The sequence below is a fragment of the Mycobacterium sp. MYCO198283 genome, assembly GCF_021213805.1.
Classification (GTDB): domain Bacteria; phylum Actinomycetota; class Actinomycetes; order Mycobacteriales; family Mycobacteriaceae; genus Mycobacterium.
Window position 1 is genome coordinate 283,058 of the sequence record NZ_JAJQJI010000004.1, and the last position, 20,042, is coordinate 303,099.

The 20,042-nt window shown below is 72.0% G+C and carries 21 protein-coding genes; 7 read left to right on the plus strand and 14 right to left on the minus strand.

Going from position 1 to position 20,042, the window contains the following annotated elements; translation table 11 throughout:
* Nucleotides 1-60: 60 nt before the first annotated feature.
* The 3 genes from LV457_RS10260 to glnA all read right to left on the minus strand — a co-directional run bounded on the left by LV457_RS10260 (nt 61) and on the right by glnA (nt 2,623).
* On the minus strand, nt 61-618 hold the full coding sequence (locus LV457_RS10260) for a DoxX family protein (protein ID WP_232170678.1): 558 nt from the start codon (nt 616-618) through the stop codon (nt 61-63).
* 47 nt (nt 619-665) lie between these two features.
* Nucleotides 666-1,097, minus strand: coding sequence for a D-aminoacyl-tRNA deacylase (dtd, locus tag LV457_RS10265; protein WP_232170680.1), 432 nt, complete (start codon nt 1,095-1,097; stop codon nt 666-668).
* An 89-nt stretch (nt 1,098-1,186) separates the two neighbouring features.
* A complete protein-coding gene (gene glnA, locus LV457_RS10270) occupies nt 1,187-2,623 on the minus strand; it encodes a type I glutamate--ammonia ligase (RefSeq protein WP_232170681.1) in 1,437 nt (478 codons plus the stop codon).
* A 127-nt stretch (nt 2,624-2,750) separates the two neighbouring features.
* Between glnA and LV457_RS10275 the strand changes: the two genes are divergently transcribed.
* The gene (locus LV457_RS10275) at nt 2,751-3,248 is read left to right on the plus strand and encodes an RDD family protein (RefSeq protein ID WP_232170683.1); all 498 of its coding nucleotides are present in this window, start codon (nt 2,751-2,753) and stop codon (nt 3,246-3,248) included.
* Between the two features lie 39 nt (nt 3,249-3,287).
* Here the strand turns inward: LV457_RS10275 and LV457_RS10280 are convergent, their stop codons facing one another.
* The 5 genes from LV457_RS10280 to sucB are packed head-to-tail and all read right to left on the minus strand — an operon-like array spanning nt 3,288 to nt 8,565.
* Nucleotides 3,288-4,040 carry a DUF4191 domain-containing protein gene (locus LV457_RS10280; RefSeq protein ID WP_232170685.1) on the minus strand — a complete coding sequence of 251 codons (753 nt, stop codon included), beginning with the start codon at nt 4,038-4,040 and terminating at the stop codon, nt 3,288-3,290.
* A 7-nt stretch (nt 4,041-4,047) separates the two neighbouring features.
* Entirely contained in the window at nt 4,048-4,986 is a 939-nt protein-coding gene (gene lipA, locus LV457_RS10285) for a lipoyl synthase (RefSeq protein ID WP_232170687.1), read from the minus strand.
* Nucleotides 4,987-4,996: 10 nt separating this feature from the next.
* Nucleotides 4,997-5,716 carry a lipoyl(octanoyl) transferase LipB gene (gene lipB / locus LV457_RS10290; protein WP_232170689.1) on the minus strand — a complete coding sequence of 240 codons (720 nt, stop codon included), beginning with the start codon at nt 5,714-5,716 and terminating at the stop codon, nt 4,997-4,999.
* Between the two features lie 25 nt (nt 5,717-5,741).
* The gene (locus LV457_RS10295; protein WP_232170692.1) at nt 5,742-6,653 is read right to left on the minus strand and encodes a TIGR01777 family oxidoreductase; all 912 of its coding nucleotides are present in this window, start codon (nt 6,651-6,653) and stop codon (nt 5,742-5,744) included.
* A gap of 4 nt (nt 6,654-6,657) precedes the next feature.
* The gene (sucB, locus tag LV457_RS10300) at nt 6,658-8,565 is read right to left on the minus strand and encodes a 2-oxoglutarate dehydrogenase, E2 component, dihydrolipoamide succinyltransferase (protein WP_232170695.1); all 1,908 of its coding nucleotides are present in this window, start codon (nt 8,563-8,565) and stop codon (nt 6,658-6,660) included.
* Nucleotides 8,566-8,792: 227 nt separating this feature from the next.
* On the opposite strand from sucB, the gene LV457_RS10305 reads away from it, so the two are divergent.
* The gene (locus LV457_RS10305; protein WP_232170698.1) at nt 8,793-9,134 is read left to right on the plus strand and encodes an oxidoreductase; all 342 of its coding nucleotides are present in this window, start codon (nt 8,793-8,795) and stop codon (nt 9,132-9,134) included.
* Between the two features lie 30 nt (nt 9,135-9,164).
* A complete protein-coding gene (locus tag LV457_RS10310; RefSeq protein WP_232170700.1) occupies nt 9,165-10,922 on the plus strand; it encodes an SDR family oxidoreductase in 1,758 nt (585 codons plus the stop codon).
* Between the two features lie 7 nt (nt 10,923-10,929).
* On the opposite strand, the gene LV457_RS10315 is transcribed toward LV457_RS10310, so the two are convergent.
* Nucleotides 10,930-12,444, minus strand: coding sequence for a leucyl aminopeptidase (locus tag LV457_RS10315; protein WP_232170703.1), 1,515 nt, complete (start codon nt 12,442-12,444; stop codon nt 10,930-10,932).
* A 47-nt stretch (nt 12,445-12,491) separates the two neighbouring features.
* Here LV457_RS10315 and gcvT point away from each other — a divergent pair, with 47 nt between their 5' ends.
* Nucleotides 12,492-13,595: a glycine cleavage system aminomethyltransferase GcvT gene (gcvT, locus tag LV457_RS10320; RefSeq protein WP_232170705.1), complete on the plus strand. Its 1,104-nt coding sequence runs from the start codon at nt 12,492-12,494 to the stop codon at nt 13,593-13,595.
* Nucleotides 13,596-13,648: 53 nt separating this feature from the next.
* The gene (locus LV457_RS10325; protein WP_232170707.1) at nt 13,649-14,755 is read left to right on the plus strand and encodes a branched-chain amino acid aminotransferase; all 1,107 of its coding nucleotides are present in this window, start codon (nt 13,649-13,651) and stop codon (nt 14,753-14,755) included.
* On the opposite strand, the gene LV457_RS10330 is transcribed toward LV457_RS10325, so the two are convergent.
* The 4 genes from LV457_RS10330 to LV457_RS10345 are packed head-to-tail and all read right to left on the minus strand — an operon-like array spanning nt 14,752 to nt 17,785.
* On the minus strand, nt 14,752-15,498 hold the full coding sequence (locus LV457_RS10330) for an adenosylcobinamide-GDP ribazoletransferase (RefSeq protein WP_232170710.1): 747 nt from the start codon (nt 15,496-15,498) through the stop codon (nt 14,752-14,754). The genes LV457_RS10325 and LV457_RS10330 overlap by 4 nt on opposite strands.
* The gene (gene cobT / locus LV457_RS10335; RefSeq protein ID WP_232170712.1) at nt 15,495-16,556 is read right to left on the minus strand and encodes a nicotinate-nucleotide--dimethylbenzimidazole phosphoribosyltransferase; all 1,062 of its coding nucleotides are present in this window, start codon (nt 16,554-16,556) and stop codon (nt 15,495-15,497) included. The genes LV457_RS10330 and cobT overlap by 4 nt, the downstream gene beginning before the upstream one ends.
* The gene (locus LV457_RS10340) at nt 16,553-17,104 is read right to left on the minus strand and encodes a bifunctional adenosylcobinamide kinase/adenosylcobinamide-phosphate guanylyltransferase (RefSeq protein ID WP_232170966.1); all 552 of its coding nucleotides are present in this window, start codon (nt 17,102-17,104) and stop codon (nt 16,553-16,555) included. The genes cobT and LV457_RS10340 overlap by 4 nt, the downstream gene beginning before the upstream one ends.
* A gap of 9 nt (nt 17,105-17,113) precedes the next feature.
* Nucleotides 17,114-17,785: a DUF3043 domain-containing protein gene (locus tag LV457_RS10345; protein WP_232170715.1), complete on the minus strand. Its 672-nt coding sequence runs from the start codon at nt 17,783-17,785 to the stop codon at nt 17,114-17,116.
* 84 nt (nt 17,786-17,869) lie between these two features.
* On the opposite strand from LV457_RS10345, the gene LV457_RS10350 reads away from it, so the two are divergent.
* Nucleotides 17,870-18,955, plus strand: coding sequence for a glycerate kinase (locus tag LV457_RS10350; protein ID WP_232170718.1), 1,086 nt, complete (start codon nt 17,870-17,872; stop codon nt 18,953-18,955).
* 52 nt (nt 18,956-19,007) lie between these two features.
* A complete protein-coding gene (locus tag LV457_RS10355) occupies nt 19,008-19,367 on the plus strand; it encodes an iron-sulfur cluster assembly accessory protein (protein ID WP_232170720.1) in 360 nt (119 codons plus the stop codon).
* 4 nt (nt 19,368-19,371) lie between these two features.
* Here the strand turns inward: LV457_RS10355 and LV457_RS10360 are convergent, their stop codons facing one another.
* On the minus strand, nt 19,372-20,004 hold the full coding sequence (locus tag LV457_RS10360; RefSeq protein ID WP_232170723.1) for a hypothetical protein: 633 nt from the start codon (nt 20,002-20,004) through the stop codon (nt 19,372-19,374).
* Between the last annotated feature and the right edge of the window lie 38 nt (nt 20,005-20,042).

A 20,042-nucleotide genomic window follows, 5' to 3' on the forward strand; every position in this document is an offset into this window, starting at 1 on the left:
ATTTCACCGGACGCGTCGGCTGAACACGACGATGAGGTGGGGTGCCTTGCAGCGGCCGGCTCAGTACCGGCGGCGGCTGAAGCGGTCGCGGAGCCCGGCGAGGCCACGGCGCTGCGGCACCACGCGCTGGGCGGTGCCCGTCGTCGTCACGGGTTGCGCAGCCGTCGTGCCGGCGTACCCGGCGCCGGTGTAACCCGCCCCGTAGGCACCCCGGCGGCGGGAGTCGACCGACCACAGGCCCGCGCCCGTCGTGGCGAGCAGCAGGAAGCCGAAGCAAAACATCACCGGCACGATGCCGTCGTTGAGATGCGGCCAGAACGGCTTCGCGGGACCCTCCAGAGGCGGCCAGTGCTTCCAGAAGTAGGCGACGGCCATCTCGCCGGAGGCAATGAACGCGGCAAGGCGGGTCTGGAATCCGACGGTGATGAGAATGCCGGTGACGAACTCGATGAGTCCGGCCCACCATACGGGCCAGTCGCCCACCGGAACTTCGAGAGCCATCGGCCATCCGAAGAGTTTGGAGGTGCCGTAGAGCGTGAACAGCAGCCCGAAGATGATCCGGAAGATGCTGAGCACCTTGGGGGAATGCGGCGCGAGCCGAGCATCGAGACTGGTCATGCGCTGACCTTACGACGAACCCGCGGTCCGAGGAATGACTTCCAACCTCAAAGTTCGACCATCAGCGTTACCGGCCCGTCGTTGACCGACTCGACCCGCATGTGAGCGCCGAACCGGCCCTGCGCCACCGTCGCGCCCAAACCGCGCAGCGCGTCGGCGAACGCCTCGACCAGCGGCGCGGCGACCGTGCCGGGAGCCGCGGCGTTCCACGACGGCCGCCGGCCCTTTGTGGTGTTGGCGTAGAGCGTGAACTGGCTGACCACCAGGACCGGGGCGTCGACGTCGGCGGCCGACCGCTCGCCGTCGAGGATGCGCAACCGCCAGATCTTTTCGGCCAGTGCGGCGGCGACGGCGGCGTCGTCGGAGTGTGTCACCCCGACCAGCGCCAACAACCCCTGGCTCGTCGGCCGGATCTCGCCGACCACCTCGTCGTCGACCAGCACACAAGCCGACGTGACCCGCTGCAGCAGCACCCGCATGTGGTCAGCACCCCCGCGAAACCGAATTCCCGGTCGTGAATTCTGCGAAATCACGACCGGGAATTCGATTTCGGCGAACGTGCAGCGGCTTACACGTCGAAGTAGAGCGCGAACTCGTACGGGTGCGGCCGGATCTGCACGGGCAGGATCTCGTTCTCCCGCTTGTAGGCGATGTAGGTCTCGATCAGGTCCTCGGTGAACACCCCACCGGCGGTGAGGTATTCGTGGTCCTCTTCGAGCTTGTCGATCACCGCGGACAGCTGCACCGGCGCCTGCGGGATGCTGGCGGCCTCGTCCGGCGGCAGCTCGTAGAGGTCCTTGTCGATGGGATCGCCCGGCTCGCGCTTGTTCTTGATGCCGTCCAGGCCGGCCATCAGCATCGCCGAGAACGCCAGGTACGGGTTGCCCGAGCTGTCGGGGCAGCGGAACTCCAGGCGCTTGGCCTTCGGGTTGTTGCCGGTGATCGGGATGCGCACACACGCACTCCGGTTGCGCTGGCTGTACACCAGGTTGATCGGGGCCTCGTAGCCCGGCACCAGGCGCTTGTAGGAGTTCACCGTCGGGTTGGTGAACGCCAGCAGCGACGGCGCGTGATGCAGGATGCCGCCGATGTAGTGGCGGGCGGTGTCCGACAGCCCGGCATAGCCGCTTTCGGAGTAGAACAGCGGCTCGCCGTCCTTCCACAGCGACTGATGGCAGTGCATACCGGAGCCGTTGTCACCGAACAGCGGCTTGGGCATGAACGTGACCGTCTTGCCGGCGGCCCAGGCGGTGTTCTTGACGATGTACTTGAACAGCAGCACGTCGTCGGCCGCATGCAGCAGCGTGTTGAACTTGTAGTTGATCTCGGCCTGGCCGGCGGTGCCCACCTCGTGGTGGCCGCGCTCGAGGGTGAAGCCGGCGTTGATCAGGTTGGTGGCCATGTCGTCGCGCAGATCGACGTAGTGGTCGTAGGGCGCGACGGGGAAGTACCCGCCCTTGGGGCGCACCTTGTAGCCGCGGTTCGGGGAGCCGTCGAGTTCGGCCGGCTCGCCGGAGTTCCACCACCCCGACTCCGAGTCGACCTCGTAGAACGTGCCGTTCATCTTCGAGTCGAAGGCCACCGAGTCGAAGATGTAGAACTCGGCCTCGGCGCCGAAGTAACAGGTGTCGGCGATCCCCGAGTCGCGCAGGTAGTTCTCCGCCTTGCGGGCGACGTTGCGCGGGTCACGCGAGTAGGCCTCGCGGGTGAACGGATCGTGGACGAAGAAGTTCAGGTTGAGCGTCTTCGCCTTGCGGAACGGGTCGATGCGCGCGGTCTCGGGATCGGGCAGCAGCATCATGTCCGACTCGTGGATCGACTGGAATCCGCGCACCGACGAGCCGTCGAAGGCCAGGCCGTCCTCGAAGACGCTCTCATCGAACGCCGAGGCGGGAATCGAGAAGTGTTGGACGACACCGGGCAGATCGCAGAACCGGATGTCGACGTACTCGACACCCTCGTCCGATATCAGCTTGAAGATGTCGTCGGCCGTCTTTTCTGCCACTGATGCTCCTTATTGCAGACATGAGTTGGGTAACCCGGGGACAGACGCTATGGAGGCGATGTTGCACGGCAGTCAAGCCGATGTTGCGCCGACGTTACGCAATCAGCGGTTGCCTATCCTGGGAACCATGGCCCGAATGATCGGCGGATGGCTGTCCGGACCCCACCTCGGCGAGTCCGGCGATCCGGCGCGGGGCCCCGACCACTATCCCGGACAGCGGCTCGGCCTGCCCGAATCGGGTCCGGGGTCGCTGGCTCGCACGGGCCGGCGCATCGCGGCGCTGTTCGTCGACTGGTTCATCGCCTACGGGCTGGCGGCGCTCATCGCCGGCTTCGGTCTGCTGACGTCCGACGAGTTCCGCTACGGCTGGCAGGGTTCCACGGCGGTGCTCGTGGTGTGGTTCGTGCTCAGCGCGCTGTCGGTGCGGCTGTTCTCGTTCACACCGGGGCAACTGCTGCTCGGTATGCAGGTGGCGTCAGTCGACCACCGGATGCACGTCGGTCTCGGCCGCGCGGTGATGCGGATGCTGCTCATCACGCTGGTCGTACCGCCGCTGTTCACCGACTCCGACGGCCGCGGCCTGCAGGACCGGCTCACCGGCACCGCGGTGCTGCGGCGCACCTGACCGCGGTTCAGCGGCTGCTGTTGCTCTTCGCGCAAGCGCTCATCGGCGCCGCACCGTGCGCTGCATCCCCCGCATCCTGCCGGCGTTCGGCAGCGGACCTTTCGGCATCGCGGCCGTACCGACCCGCGACCCGAGCGCCACCAGCCGCGACTCGAGCGCATCGATCTGCTTGGCGTTGATGTTGGCGGGCAACCGGTTCAGGTGGCGCTCCAGCTTGGCCAGCGGCACCTCGCCGTCGCCGTTGCCGACGATGACGTCATAGATCGGGGTGTCGCCGATCAGCCGCGCGGTGCGCTTCTTCTCCTGCGCCAAGAGCGGCTTCACGCGGTGCGCCGCGCCCTCGCCGACCAGGATGACGCCGGGACGCCCGATGACCCGGTGCACCGCGTCGAGGTGACCCGTCGCCGCCACACCGGGGGTGACCCGCCACTTGCCGCGCATGTTCTCCAACGCCCAGGCGCCCGCGCCGGTCTGCCCCTCCGCCTTGCGGTACACCGACTTCTGCGCCCGGCGGCCGAACACGATGAACGCCACCAACAGGCCGAGCACGACGCCGAGCGGAATGAACATGTACTTCGCAATGCCGCCGACGAGGACGCCCAGCAGCACCGCCACCGCGACGATCACCACGAAGGCCGCGATCATGTACGGCAGCAGCCGGTTGTCTTCCTTGCGCTGGATCTGGAACGCCTGCCACAGCTGGCTGCGGCGTTGCTTCGATGCGGCCTTGCGGGCCGCCTTCGCCTCGGCCTTCGCGGCCTTCAGCGCTGCGGGATCACGGGTCTTCGCCATAACGCCCTCAGGATACGGGTGACCCCAGGGACCGCTTGCTGGCCTGCTCGTAGAGCCGGCCCGCACGGTAGGACGACCGCACCAGCGGCCCGGCCAGGACGCCGGCGAAGCCGAGTTCCTCGGCGAACTGCTGATGTTCGACGAACTCCTCGGGTCGCACCCAGCGCTCGACCGGGTGGTGGCGGACCGAGGGCCGCAGGTACTGCGTGATGGTGACGATGTCGCAGCCGGCGGCGTGCAGGTCGCGCAGCGCGTCGCGGATCTCGGCGGGGGTCTCGCCCAGCCCGAGGATCAGGTTGCTCTTGGTCACCAGGCCGTCGTCGCGGGCGGCGGTGATGACGTCGAGGCTGCGCTGATAGGTGAACGCCGGCCGGATGCGCTTGAAGATGCGCGGCACCGTCTCGACGTTGTGCGCCAACACTTCCGGTCGCGTCGCGAAAACCTCGGCGAGCAACTCCGGTCGGCCGTTGAAGTCGGGGATGAGCAGCTCGACGCCCGTGCGGGGGTTGAGCGCCTTGATCTGCCGGACCGTCTCGGCCCACAGCCAGGCGCCACCGTCGGGCAGGTCGTCGCGCGCCACCCCGGTGACCGTCGAATAGCGCAGCCCCATCGCCTGCACGCTCTCGGCGACGCGGCGCGGCTCGTCGCGGTCCAGCTCGGCGGGCTTGCCGGTGTCGATCTGGCAGAAGTCGCAGCGACGGGTGCACTGCTCGCCGCCGATGAGGAAGGTGGCCTCGCGGTCCTCCCAGCACTCGAAGATGTTGGGGCAGCCCGCCTCCTCGCACACCGTGTGCAGGCCTTCGCGTTTGACCAGCCCTTTGAGCTCGGTGTACTCGGGCCCCATCTTCGCGCGGGTCTTGATCCACGGCGGTTTGCGTTCGATGGGCGTCTGCGCGTTCCGGACCTCCAGACGCAACAGCTTGCGGTTCTCCGGCAGCACGCTCACCGCATCGATGCTACGCCGGGGCGGCGTCGGCCACCGGCTGCGGCGACAGCGGCAGTCGGCCGTCCAGCGCGTCGCACACCGCCGCCGCGACCTGCGCGCGGACCTCGTCGACACCCACCCGGCCACCCAGTTCGGCGCTCAGCGACGTCACCCCGGCGTCACTGATGCCGCAGGGCACGATGCCGCCGAACGCGCCCAGGTCGCAGTCGCAGTTCAGCGCGAAACCGTGCAGCGTGGTGGCCCGCGCCACCCGGATGCCGACGGCCGCGATCTTGCGGGCCGGTCGGCCCGCCGCCGCGCCGGACCGGGCCGCGTCGGCCGGCAACCACACCCCGGAGCGGCCCTCGACGCGCACGGTGGCCAGGCCGAACCCGGCGCACACCGCCATCAGCGCCGCTTCGAGCCGGCGGACGAAGTCCACGACGTCGACGGGGTCGGCGAGCCGCACGATCGGGTAGCCGACGAGCTGTCCGGGGCCGTGCCAGGTGATCTTGCCGCCCCGGTCGGTGTCGACCACCGGGATCGCCGAATCGACGGGACGCTCGTGCGGTTCGGTGCGCCGGCCCGCGGTGTAGACGGGGGAGTGCTGCAGCAGCAGCAGCGCGTCGGGGCCGCCCGCCGCCCGGGCGTCGGCGATGCGGCGCTGCAGCTCCCAGGCGTCGGTGTAGTCGATGACGCCGAGGTGGCGGACGTCGACGGCGTCCGACGACGCGCGGATCGAGCGGGCCATGAGGCCGACGGTACCCGCGGAGGGGTCAGGACTCCTCGCCGCGCGCGGTCGCATAGGACAGCGCGGCGCCGATGCTGTTGTGGTGGAACGCAAATCCCGCCCGCTCGAGCGCGGCGGGAATCGCCCGCTGGCCGATCAGCAGACCCTCGTCGGCGAACTCGCCGAGGGCGGCGCGGATGGCGAAACCGGGCACCATCAGCGGCGTGGGCCGGTTGACCGTGCGGCCGAGCGCCGACGTGAACTCGGCGTTGGTCACCGGCGCCGGTCCGGTGACGTTGACCGGTCCGGCGAGGTCGTCGGCGTCGAGCGCGAAGAGCAGCGCCCGCACCTGGTCCTCCAGGCTGATCCACGACATGTACTGCCGGCCGTTCCCGAGTCGCGCGCCCAGCCCGAGGGAGAACAGCGGCCGCAGCCGGCCCAGTAGCCCGCCGTCGCGCGCGAGCACCAGCCCGGTGCGGGCCAGCACCACCCGCGCGCCGGCCTGCTGTGCCGCCGTGGCGGCGGCCTCCCAGTCGACGCACAGCCCGGCGAGGAATCCCTCGCCGGGAGGCGCGGTCTCGTCGGTCACCCGATCGCGGGTGTCGCCGTAGTAGCCGACCGCGCTGGCGTTGAGGAACACCGGCACACCCGCTTCGGCCACCGCCGCCGACAACACCTCGGTGGGCGGGATGCGGCTGTCGCGAAGCTGCTGCTTGAACGCCCCCGACCACCGCCTGTCCGCGACACCGACGCCGCACAGGTTCACCACCGCGTCGACGCCGCGCAGGGCGTCGGGGTCGAACTCGCCGGTCTCGGGGTTCCAGTGCACCTCGTCGGCGTTCGCCGGGGTGCGGCGCACGATGCGCACGACCCGCCGGTCGGTGGCGCGCAGCGCGTACACCAGCGCGGTGCCGATCAGCCCGGAGGATCCCGCGACGGCGACCACCTCGGCGGGCATGCGGTTAGAGCCCCAGGTCGGTTTCGAACGCTCCCTCTTCGAGCCGGCGCTTGATGGTGGTGAGGAACCGCCCGGCGTCCGCACCGTCGATGAGCCGGTGATCGTAGGTCAGCGGCAGGTAGCAGATCGATCGCACGCCGATCGACTCGTTGCCCAGCTCGTCGACGATCACCCGCGGCCGCTTGACGATGGCGCCGGTGCCCAGCATCGCCGCCTGCGGCGGCACCAGGATCGGGGTGTCGAACAGGGCGCCCTGGCTGCCGATGTTGGTGATGGTGAACGTGCCGCCCGACAGCTCGTCCGGCTTGAGGTCGCCCGAGCGGGCGCGGTTGGCGATGTCGGAGATCGCCCGGGCCAGCCCGGCCAGCGACAGATCGCCCGCGTTGTGGATCACCGGCGACAGCAGGCCCTGCTCGGTGTCGACCGCGATGCCCAGGTGCTCGGCGTCGTAGTAGGTGATCTCCTTGGTGTCCTCGTTGTAGCTCGCGTTGACGTTGGGGTGCGCCTTGAGCGCGTCGATCACGGCGCGGGCGATGAACGGCAGGAACGTCAGGTTCACGCCCTCGCGCTCGGCGAAGTCGTTCTTCGCCCGCGCGCGCAACGCCACGATGCGCGTCATGTCGACCTCGTGGGTCTGCGTCAGCTGGGCGGTGGCCTGCAGCGACTCACGGGTCTTCTTCGCGGTCAGCTGGCGGATGCGGTTCGCCTTCTGCGTGGTGCCGCGCAGATGCGACAGCGGCGCGTCGGCGGTATTGGCGTTCGCGGGCGCCATCGCCGCCGCGGGGGCCTTGTCCGGCGCCTCGGCGGCCTGCTCGGTGTCGGACGTGCCGCCCTGGCGCTCGTCGGTGGGCCGCTGCTTCTGCTCGGCCGCCGCGAGCACGTCCTGCTTGCGGATGCGGCCGCCGATTCCGGTGCCCTTCACCGTCGACAGGTCGATGCCGTGCTCTGCTGCCAGCTTGCGCACCAGCGGCGTGACGTAGGGGCCGGTGCTGCCGTCGTCGCTGCGCGGCTCGCGCGGCTCGGGCTTCTGCTCGGCGGTGTCCCCGGGCTGCTCGGCCTTGTCCTCGGCCTCCGGCTTCGGCTCGGGCTTCTTCTCGGGTTCGGGTTCCTTCTCCTGTTTCGGTTCGGGTTCGGGTTCGGGCTCCTGTTCGGGCTCGGGCTCGGGCTCGGGTTCCTTCCCCTGCTTGGACTCGGGTTCGGGCTCCGGATCGCTGTCTTGCTCTTCGCCCGCCTGCCCGTCGCCGATCTTGGCCAGCTCACCGCCCACCTCGACGGTGTCGTCCTCCTCGGCGATGATCTCGAGCAGGGTGCCGGCGACCGGGGACGGGATCTCGGTGTCCACCTTGTCGGTCGACACCTCCAGCAGCGGCTCGTCCACCTCGACGCTGTCGCCGACCTTCTTCAGCCAGCGGGTGACGGTGCCCTCGGTCACCGATTCGCCGAGCTCGGGCATCTTCACCGACGTCGCGTCGCCGGAACCGCCGGACGACTTCTGCGCGGGCTGCGGTTCGGGCTCCTGGTCCGCCGAGTCGTCGTCCTCGCCTGAGTCGTCGCCTGAGTCGTCGCGCGAGTCGTCGCCCGAGTCGTCCTCGGACGTGTCGGCCGGCTCGTCGTCACCGGAGTCCTGCTCGCCGCCCGCATCGTCGGAGTCGTCCGAGTCGCCGGTGTCCTCGTCGGCGTCGCCGATGACCGCGAGCTCACCGCCCACCTCGACCGTGTCGTCCTCCTGCGCGACGATCTTCTTGAGCACTCCAGCAGCGGGAGACGGGATTTCGGTGTCCACCTTGTCCGTCGACACCTCGAGCAGCGGCTCGTCCACCTCGACGGTGTCGCCCTCCTGCTTGAGCCACCGAGTGATGGTCCCCTCGGTCACGCTCTCGCCGAGTGCGGGCATCTGGACGGAGTGGGCCATGTCAGTTGACTCCCTCGTAGCGGTCGGTCTGGGTGAGCGTCGGGCCGGTCGACCTCTGGCTTACCACAGCGCGCTGCCGCAAGTGGGTCAGGCGAGGGACAAACACCGCGCCCGGCACACTTGCCGCCCACCGGCTACCCAGGCGGCGTCGCAGCGAAAACGACAGCGTCGTGTGCTCTGGCACTATCGGTCGAGGGGATCGGATCAGGTCAGGCGAGGAGCGACCGGTGGGTGTGTTCGGCAGGAAGCGGCGGCGCGGCGCCGGTCCCGACCCCGCCGCGGACCTGAAGTACCTGCGCGAGTGGACCGCCGCCCGCACCGGCGTCGAGGCATTCGTCGAACCCCAGACCACCGTCACCGACGTCACGGTCGTGCTGGTGGCGGCCGACGGCGAATGGACCCGGCGGCGGGCCGGTGGCGCGGCGGGCGCCCGCCGGCTCTCCGACGTCTTACGAATCCCGGTCTACGACGTGCAGAAGGTCGGATATCCGCAGCGCATGCGCGACTACGACGCGCGCCGGCGGGTCGAACGGCGACGGGCCGCCCACCGCGAACTCGAAGACGGCTAGCGTTTTCCCGGGAGCTACGGGAGGAAGCACATGACACCGGTCGAGAAGCGATTCGTCGAGAGCACCGACGGCGTGCGCATCGCCGCCTTCGAGCAGGGAAATCCCGACGGCCCACCGCTGGTGATGGCGCACGGCTGGCCGAACTCACACGTGATGTGGGACGGCGTGGTGTCCCGGCTCCGCGACCGGTTCCGCATCATCACCTATGACAACCGCGGCGCCGGCGAGTCCACCGTGCCCAAGCAGGTCGGCGCGTACACGATGCCGCACTTCGCCGACGACTTCGACGCCGTGATCACCGACTTGTGCCCGGGCGAGCCGGTGCACGTGCTGGCCCACGACTGGGGGTCGGTGGCGGTGTGGGAGTACCTGTCGCGGCCCGGCGCGCAGGACCGCGTCGCGTCCTTCACCTCCATCTCCGGCCCGAGCACCGACCACTACGCCACCGTGATCCGCGAGGGCCTGGCGCGGCCCTACCGGCCGATCCAGTTCCTGAAGACGCTGAACCTCGTTGCGCGGCTGTCCTATTGGATTCCGTTCTCGGTCCCGCTGCTGATGCCGCTGGCGATGCGGGCGGGGTTCGGACGCATCGTGCAGCTGGCGAACGCCCGCGGGGTTCCGAAGGACCAGATCCACCTCGGCAACGTCAACGTCGACGCGGCCAACTCGCTGCGGATCTACCGCGCCAACGCGCTGCGGTCCGGCGTGAAGGTGCGTTCTGACCACTACGTCACGACGCCGGTGCAGCTGCTCGTCAACACCGGCGACCCGGTCGTCATGCCCTACGGATTGGACTTCGAGTCGCGCTGGGTGTCCCGGCTGTGGCGGCGCGACATCCGCGCCGGCCACTGGTCGCCGTTCTCCCACCCCCAGGTGATCGCCCAGGCCGTCGGCGAGCTCGTCGACCACCTGTCCGGCGGCCCGGCCCCGCGCGCCCTGCTGCGCGCCGAGGTCGGTCGCGAGCGGGGCCCGTTCGGCGACACGCTGGTGGTGGTGACCGGCGCGGGCAGCGGTATCGGCCGCGAGACGGCGCTGCTGTTCGCCCGCGAGGGCGCGGAGGTGGTCGTCAGCGACATCGACGAGGGGAGCGCGAAAGAGACGGCGGCACAGATCATCTCGCGTGGCGGCGCAGCGCACCCGTATCGGGTCGACGTCTCCGACGCCGACGCCGTCGAGCGCTTCGCCGCCGAGGTCTGCGACCGGCACGGCGTGCCCGACGTCGTCGTCAACAACGCCGGCGTCGGCCACGCGGGCCGCTTCCTCGACACCCCGCCCGCGGAGTTCGACCGGGTGCTCGAGGTGAATTTCTCCGGCGTCGTCAACGGTTGCCGGTCCTTCGGGCGGCGGCTCGTCGAGCGCGGCACCGGCGGCCACCTCGTCAACGTGTCGTCCATGGCCGCCTACGCGCCGCTGCAGTCCATGAACGCCTACTGCACGTCCAAGGCCGCCGTCTTCATGTTCAGCGACTGCCTGCGCGCCGAACTCGCCGAGGCGGGCGTCGGGGTGACGACCATCTGTCCGGGCGTGATCGACACCGGGATCGTGACCCGGACACGCATCGACGCGCCGACGGGTAAGGATCAGGCCGTCGCCCCGCGGCGGGCGCAGCTGCAGAAGGTCTTCGAGCTGCGCGGCTACGGACCCGACAAGGTCGCGAAAGCCATCGTGTCGGCGGTGCGCAAGGACAAGCCGATCCGCCCCGTCGCGCCGGAGGCCTACCTGCTCTACGGCACGTCGAAGCTGGCGCCGCAGGTGCTGCGCAGCACCGCGCGCGGCCGGGTGCTGTAGGGGTGCGTCAGCCGTTCTCGGCGATGTCGCGCAGCGCCGCGAACAGCGTGCGGGTGGGTACACCGGTGCCGCCTTTGGGGGTGTAGCCCCACGGCCCGCCGGTGTTGTAGGCCGGCCCGGCGATGTCGATGTGCGCCCACTGCACGCCTTCGGCGACGAACTCGCGCAGATAGGTGCCCGCCACCAGCATGCCGGCGTAGCGCGAGCCGCTGACGTTGGCGAGGTCGGCGACCTGCGACTTGAGGTCGTCCTTCAGTTCTTCGGGCAGTGGCATCGCCCAGCCGTGCTCGCCGACCTCCCGCGACAGTGCGGCCACCCGGTCGCGGAACGCGTCGCTGCCCATCACCCCCGGGGTGCGGGCGCCCAGCGCGACGGTCTGCGCGCCGGTCAGCGTCGAGCACTCGATCAGGTAGTCCGGGTTGTCCTCGCAGGCCCGCACGATGGCGTCGGCCAAGATCAGCCGGCCCTCGGCGTCGGTGTTCAGCACCTCGACGGTGATGCCGCCGTACTGCGTCAGCACGTCGCCGGGCCGCTGCGCCGTCCCCGAGGGCATGTTCTCGGCCATCGGCACGGTCGCGGTCACCTCGATGGGCAGCTGCTGCTTCGCGGCGAGGATCACGGTCGCGATGACCGCCGCGGCGCCGCCCATGTCGGAGGTCATGTGGTGCATGTTGGCGGCGGGCTTGATGGAGATGCCGCCGGTGTCGAACGTGATGCCCTTGCCGACGAGCGCCACCTTCTTCGAGCCTCGCTTGCCGCCCTGGTGCGTCAGCCGCATCAGCCGCGGCGGCCGCGACGAGCCCTTGCCGACGCCGACGATGCCGCCGTAGCCCTTGCGCGCCAGCTCCTTGTCGTCGAGCACCTCGACCGTGAGCCCGGCCGCCTTGCCCAACGCCGCGGCGCGGTCGGCGAACTCGGCGGGGAACAGGTGGCTGGGCGGGGTGTTGACGAAATCCCGGGCGGTCGCGACGGCCGCGGCGACGTCGGTGGCGCGCTGCACGGCAGCCTTGGCCGACTTCGCGTCCGGCACCAGCGCGGTGATGGTGCGCAGGCCGTCGGTCTTCGGCGCCGTCTTCGCGCTGCGCAGCCCCGGGAAGCGGTACGCCCCGAGGATGAGCCCCTCGATGGCGGCCTCGACGTCGAGCGCGGTGAGCGTGGTGACGACGGCCGTGGCCTTGTCCAGCGAGCGGGCCGCGACGCCGGCCGCCCGTCGCACGGTGTCGGCCGGCCAGGAGTCGCCGGTGGTGCCGACGCCCACGGTGAGCACGCTGGCCACCGGCAGCGACGAGACGGGGATCCGGTGCACCTGGTCGACAGCGCCGGTCGCGCCCAGCGCCGCCAGCGCCGACTCGATCTCGGTGACGGCGTCGCCGCTCAGATAGGAGTCCGCGGCCAGCACGGCCGCACGGTCGTCGCCCCGGCTGCTCACCGGCACGACGAGCACCGCGTCCGACACGCCCCGCTTGGGGATCGACGTGGCGGAAGCGACGGCCGGTGGCTGGTATCCGATGGCGGGGCTCACGAGCGCCCACCCTAATCCGCCGCACCGACGCCACTAGGGTCGACGGGGTGACCGGAACCGCCGAGCCGCTGCACGGCCCGCTCGAAGATCGCCACCGCGCACTCGGCGCGACCTTCGCCGAATTCGGTGGCTGGCTGATGCCGGTGGCGTACGCCGGCACCGTCGGCGAGCACATCGCCACCCGCACCGCGGTCGGGCTCTTCGACGTCAGCCACCTCGGTAAGGCGTCGGTGAGCGGGCCGGGCGCCGCCGAGTACGTCAACCGCGCGCTCACCAACGATCTGCGGCGCATCGGCCCCGGCAGGGCGCAGTACACGCTGTGCTGCACCGAGACCGGCGGGGTGATCGACGACCTGATCGCCTACTTCGTCGCCGAGGACGAGGTGTTCCTGGTGCCCAACGCCGCCAACACCGCGGCGGTGGTGGCGGCGCTGCGGGCCGCTGCCCCCGCCGGCGTCACCGTCACCGACCTGCACCGCGCCTACGCGGTGCTGGCGGTGCAGGGACCGAGGTCCCCGCGGGTGCTGGCGGCGCTCGGGCTGCCGGCCGACATGGCCTACATGAGCTACGCCGACGCCGAATTCGCCGGCGTGAGCGTGCGGGTGTGCCGCACCGGCTACACCGGCGAGCTCGGCTACGAACTGCTGCCGCCGTGGGACGCCGCGGGCGAGGTGTTCGACGCGTTGCTGGCTGCGGTGCAGGCCGAGGGCGGCCAGCCCGCCGGGCTGGGCGCGCGCGACACCCTGCGCACCGAGATGGGATATCCGCTGAACGGCCACGAGCTGTCGGCCGACATCTCGCCGCTGCAGGCCCGCTGCGGCTGGGCGGTCGGCTGGCGCAAGGAGGCGTTCTGGGGCCGCGAGGCGCTGCTCGCGGAAAAGGAGGCCGGGCCGCGACGGCTGCTGCGTGGGCTCAAGGCGACGGGCCGCGGGGTGCTGCGGCCGGATCTGACCGTGCTCGACGGCGATCGCCCGGTCGGTGTCACCACCTCCGGCACCTTCTCGCCGACGCTGAAGGCGGGCATCGCGCTGGCGCTCATCGACACCGCCGCGGGCATCGACGACGGCGCGCTGGTGGACGTCGACGTGCGCGGCCGCCGGCTGCCGTGCGAGGTGGTGCTCCCGCCGTTCGTTCCCGCGAAGACGCGCTGAGCCGCCCTTCGCGACCCCGAAAACCCGGTGGCGCCGGCGGCTAGGATTTGCCCATGACGAGCGCCTCCCTCGAGTTCACCGTCGTGCCCAACGAGCATCCGGCGACCGACGTCGAGCGCGCGGCGATCATGACGAACCCGCCGTTCGGTCAGCACCACACCGACCACATGGTGTCCATCTCCTACACCGAGGGCCGCGGCTGGCACGACGCGCAGGTGCTGCCCTACGGCCCGATCCAGCTCGACCCGTCGGCGATCGTGCTGCACTACGCGCAGGAGGTCTTCGAAGGCCTGAAGGCCTACCGGTGGGCCGACGGTGCGGTGGTGTCGTTCCGGCCGGAAGCCAACGCGGCGCGGTTGCGCTCCTCGGCGCGCCGGCTCGCCATCCCCGAGCTGCCCGACGAGCTGTTCCTGGAATCCCTGCGCCAGCTCATCGCGGTCGACGGGCAATGGGTGCCGCCCGCCGGCGGCGAGGAGTCGCTGTACCTGCGGCCGTTCATCTTCGCCACGGAGCCGGGGCTGGGCGTGCGACCGGCCAAGGAGTACCGCTACCTGGTGATCGCGTCGCCGGCCGGGGCGTACTTCCCGCGCGGCATCAAGCCGGTCAGCGTGTGGCTCTCCACCGAGTACGTGCGGGCCAGTCCCGGCGGCACCGGGGCCGCGAAGTTCGGCGGCAACTACGCAGCATCGCTGCTCGCGCAGGCCGAGGCCGCCGCCCAGGGCTGCGACCAGGTCGTGTGGCTCGACGCCGCCGAACGCCGCTACATCGAGGAGATGGGCGGCATGAACCTGTTCTTCGTGTTCGGCAGCGGCGCGTCGGCCCGGCTGGTGACGCCCGAACTGACCGGTTCACTGCTGCCCGGCATCACGCGAGATTCGTTGCTGCAGTTGGCGTCCGACGCAGGCTTCGGCGTCGAGGAACGCAAGATCGACATCGAGGAACTTCGCAAAGGCGTCGCGGCCGGGGAGATCACCGAGGTGTTCGCCTGCGGCACCGCGGCCGTCATCACGCCGGTGTCGCGGGTCAAGTACGCCGAGGGCGAGTACACCGTCGCCGACGGCGAGCCGGGCGAGGTCACCATGGCGCTGCGGGACACGCTCACCGGCATCCAGCGCGGCACGTTCGCCGACACCCACGGCTGGATGACGCGGCTGGGTTAGGCGCCCACCACGCACCCGACCAGCGTGAGCGCGGCGGTGACCTCGATCGCCGCGCCCAGCACGTCGCCCGTGATCCCGCCGAAGCGAATCACGCAGTGGCGCACCAGGACCGCGCCCGCCGCAAAGGCCACCAGCACCGCGACCGGGCCCTGCCACAGCCGCGCCGTGGCCACCGTCGACAACCCGATCGCCGTCAGGCACCACAGCGCGACGACGACGGCGGGTTGGGTGCCGGCGACCGCGGCGCCCGAACCGCTGCCAGCGGCGGCGGGCACGCCGCGGCGGCACGCCGACACCGCGGCCACCCGGCCCGCCAGCGCGGCCACCACGATCGCGGCCACCCCGTGCGGCGGGGCGGGTAGCGCGGCGATCGCCAGCGCCTGCACCAGGATCGCCGTCACCGCGGCCGCGACGCCGAGCGGGCCGGCGCTCCCGTCGCGCATCACCTGCAGCGCGCGCTCGGGTGCGCCGTAGCAGCCCAGCGCGTCGACGGTGTCGCAGAGCCCGTCGACGTGCAGCCCCCGCGTGAGCAGCATCGCCGCGGCCACCGCCAGCACGCCGGCGAGCGCGGACCCGGCGCCGAACGCGAGCGAGCCCACCCACCACACCGCGGCGACCGCACCGCCGACCACCAGCCCCACGACGGGCAGGGCGGTCATCATGCCGCGGCCCGGCGGCGGCATCCGGCCGCGCACCGGCAGCACCGTGCCGAACGCGAACGCCGCGGCGAGCGAACGCATCACGGCGAGTCGGGGGAGGACACGCCCGCATCGGAGAACGTCGCCATCGAGGCCAGGGTGGCCACCGCGGCCCGCAACACCGGCAGCGCCACCGCCGCCCCCGACCCCTCGCCGAGCCGCATCCCGAAGTCCACGATCGGCGCCAGATCGAGGCGGGCCAGCGCCACGGCGTGCGCCGGCTCCGGTGAGCGATGACCGGCCTGCCACCAGCGCCGGGCGCCGGGCGCCAGCCGTTCGGCGACCAGCGCGGCGGCCGTCACCACCACCCCGTCGAGCAGCAGCGGCGTCCGGCGCACCGCGGCCTGCGCGCAGAAGCCCGCCATCGCGGCGAGGTCGGCGCCGCCACACGTCCGCAGCGCCGCCATTGGGTCGCCGGCGGCGTGCCGGCCGCGGTACAGCGCGTCGCGCACCGCGGCGGTCTTGCGCATCCAGCCCGCGTCGTCGATGCCGGTACCGCGCCCCACCACCGCAACGGGTTCGCTGTCGGTCAGCAGGGCGATGAGAGTGGTTGCCGCCGTGGTGTTCCCGATGCCCATGTCGCCGCAGATCAGCAGGTCCGCCCCGGCGTCGACCTCCTCGTCGGCGATCCGCCGGCCCGCCCGCACCGCCGCCACCGCCTCGTCGGCCGTCAGCGCGTCCTGGGTGGTGATGTCCCCGCTGCCGCGCCGCACCTTGTGCGCGCCGATCGCCGGGGTGAGCGGTTCGTCCACGTCGACGGCGATGTCGGCGACGCGCACCGTCGCCCCGGCCTCCTCGGCGAGCACGTTGATCGCCGCGCCGCCGCGGTCGATGTTGGCGACCATCTGCGCGGTCACCTCCGGCGGATAGGCCGACACCCCCGCTGCCGCCACCCCGTGGTCGCCGGCGAACACCACCACCCGCGCCCGCTCGAACCGGCGCGGCGGGCACTGGCCCTGGCAGGCCGCCACCCACACCGACAGCTCCTCCAACCGGCCCAGGGCGCCCGCCGGTTTGGTCAACGTGCCCTGGCGGGCGCGGGCGTCCGCGGCGGCCGCCTCGTCGGGCGGCCCTACGGCGGGGAACTCGACGGGATCGGTCACGACGCGTCCTTGATGGGCACCGGGATGCCGGCGACGACCAGCACCACCCGGTCGCAGATCGCGGCCAGCCGCTGGTTCAGGGCGCCCAGCTCGTCGGCGAAGCGCCGTCCCGCGCGGAACGCCGGGACCACGCTCAACCCCACCTCGGGACTGACCAGCACCAGCGGCGAGGCGAACGCGGTGACGGCCGCCACGAAGTCGTCGGCGTCGGCGCGCACGGCCGCGGTCCGGGCGTCGTCGTCCCACGCCACCCGCCGATCAAAGGCGGCCGTCAGCCAGCCGCCGACGTCGTCCACCAGCGTGGCGACCCCGGGCGCGTCGCGCAGCTGCTGCGGCACACCGGTGGTCTCCACGGTGCACCAGTGCGCCGGGCGTCGCAGCCGGTGGGCATGCACCCGCTCCTCCCAGGAGGCGTCGGTTCCCGGATCCGGGCACCAGCCCGTCGCGAGGTAACGCACGGGGGAGTCGACACCGACCGCGGACGCCGCCGCAGTCTCCGCCCACCGGGACTTGCCGGACCGGATCCCGCCCAGCACCAGAGTGCGCACCACCGGCGGTCAGCCGACGTCGTCGCCGCGGTTCACCCGGGGCCGCGGCGCCCGCATCCGGCGCAACTGCGACGCCCGGCTCGCGGCGTAGAAACCGAGCCGCCACCGGCCCTCGGTATGGCCGGGGAACTTCTCGTCCGCCAGCCGGTTCACCCGCCGCCCGAGCAGGATCCCGTCGATCGCCATCAGCACGATCAGCGCGAGCAGCGCGGGCTGGGTGTAGGCGTAGAGCTGCGGCGGCATGGCGAGCATCAGGAACAGCAGACCGAGCGCCGACGGCATGAACAGGCCGAGCAGATTGCGCCGCGAGTCGACGTAGTCGCGGGCGAACTCCCGGACCGGTCCGCGGTCGCGGGGGAGGAGGTAGCCCTCCTCGCCGGCCATCATGCGCTCGCGGCGTTCGGACATCGCCGAGCGTCGCTCCGAGCGCACCGCCCGCCGCTCCTCGCGGGAGAGCTTCGGCCCGCCGAGCTCCTTGCGCCGCCTGCGGGCCTCGGCCATGGTCATCGGCGCCGGGGCGACCGGTCCGCGCCGCCTGCTGGCGTCCCGCTTCGGGGTGGGCCGGCCCTTCGGGGCCGTGGTGCGGCGGGGCTCGGTCTCGACGCCGGCCGGCGCCGCCGCGGTGGACTCGACGGTCGACGGCGCGGCGTCACTGCCCTTCTTGCGGCCCAGCGGGTTCACGCTGCCAGATTACTGCCGGCTGGCGGCCGGGCGGTTCGCGGCCCGGCATGCGACACACCCGGTCCGCGCCTACTGTTCCGAAGGATGCGGGTGCTCATCGCGCCGGACAGTTTCGGCGACAGCCTGACCGCCGTGGCGGCCGCCGAGGCCATCGCGGCCGGCTGGGCGGGCTCGCGGCCCGGCGACGAGCTGACCCTGGCGCCCCAATCCGACGGCGGCCCAGGCTTCGTCGACGTGCTCGCGACGCGCCTCGGCCGGCGGCAGTGCGCCCGGGTGCGCGGCCCGGTGACCGGCGAGGTCGACGCCCAGTGGCTGCTGGACGCCGTCGGCGGCACCGCGTACCTCGAGTGCGCGCAGGCCTGCGGGCTCGCGCTGCTCGACGGCCCGCCCACGCCGCAGACCGCGCTCGCGGGCTCCACCTACGGGGTCGGCCAGCTGATCGCCGCCGCGCTCGACGCGGGCGCGGGCCGCATCGTCGTCGGGTTGGGCGGCAGCGCCACCACCGACGGCGGCCGGGGCATGGTCGGGGCCCTCGCACCCGACGGCAGCCCCGCGACGGCCCGGCGGCGCGTCGCCGGCGTCGAACTGATCGCCGCCTCCGACGTCGAACACCGGTTGCTCGGGCCGATGGGTGCGGCGGCGGTGTTCGGGCCGCAGAAGGGTGCCGACCCGCCGACCGTGGCGCTCTTGGAGGACCGGCTGCGACGGTGGGGTGCGGAGTTGGACGCGGCCGCCGGCCGGGCCGTCGCCGAGCTGCCCGGCGCCGGCGCGGCCGGTGGGCTCGGCGCCGCGCTGCTCGCGCTGGGCGCGCACCGGGAATCCGGCGCGGCGGTGATCGCGGGGCACACCGGGCTCGCCGCGGACATTGCGGCAGCCGACGTCGTGGTGACCGGCGAGGGCCGCCTCGACCACCAGTCGCTGCACGGCAAGGTCGTGGGCGCGCTCGCCGCCGCGGCCCGCGACGGCCGGGCGCGCGTGCTGGTGCTCGCCGGTCAGGTGGCGCTGTCGCCCGAAGAGCTGACGGCGGCCGGGATCACCGCGGCCCGGTCGCTGACCGACCATGCCGGCTCGGTGGCGACCGCCATGGCCGACGCGCGCCACCAGCTCGAGAGCCTGGCGGCGGTGACCGCCGCACAGGTCGGGAATAGCGACCCCAGCGGGTACCGTTGAGAGTCGGGGAGCACTTCCGGTCACGCCGGAGGACCAGCACGAGGGAGATGCAATGACTGTTCAGGACGAGTCGACCACCACGGCGACCCACGGCGTGCTGCTGACGGACGCCGCGGCGGCCAAGGCCAAGGCGCTCCTCGACCAGGAGGGCCGTGACGACCTCGCGCTGCGCATCGCCGTGCAGCCCGGCGGCTGCGCCGGGTTGCGCTACAACCTGTTCTTCGACGACCGCTCACTCGACGGCGACCTGACCGCCGACTTCGGCGGCGTCACGCTGACCGTCGACCGGATGAGCGCCCCCTACGTGCAGGGCGCCACCATCGACTTCGTCGACACCATCGAGAAGCAGGGCTTCACGATCGACAACCCGAACGCCACCGGCTCCTGCGCCTGCGGCGACTCGTTCAACTGACCCGTCAGAACTGCCCGGCGGGGCGCAGCAGGTAGGAGCACACCAGGACCTCACCGTCCTGGGACAGCAGCTGTGCCACCGCCTGGACCTCCTCTTCGTCGGCGCCGTCGAACGGCACCACCGCCATGGTGAACAGCACCTGGCCCGTCCGTGGTGACGAGTAGACGATCTTGTCGACCGACACCACGCGCGCGCTCTCGAATTGCTTGCGGTAGGCGTCGCTGCTGAGCTTCGCGAGCTGTTCGTCCGCGCGGCGGTCCTTCGCCTCGTCGTAGATCCCGCACAGCATGTTCCGCGTGATCGCGTCGATGTCGGCGTCCTGCAGCGCGTCGAGGTAGTGCTGGATCGCGGCCCGGGCGTTGTCCGGCGTCAGCCGCTCGCCGCCGCCGTCACCGCGCCTGTCGACCACCGCGAAGAACGCCGCCGCGCCGACCACCGCGAGCGCCGCCACCGTCGCGATCGCCACCGCCGGCCAGCGGCGTCGCGGCCGCTGCGGGTATTCCACCGGCGGCGGCAGCACGCCCGGATACTCCGCGCCGCCGGCATCGAACGCCGGCTGCCCCGGTTGCGGGGCGTGGTCGTCGTAGGCGGGCGGGACGGCGGTCGGTTCGGGATCGGGCGAGTTCTCACCGGCCATGACAGAAGGCTCTTTCCGTAGTCGTCGCGGGCGACGCC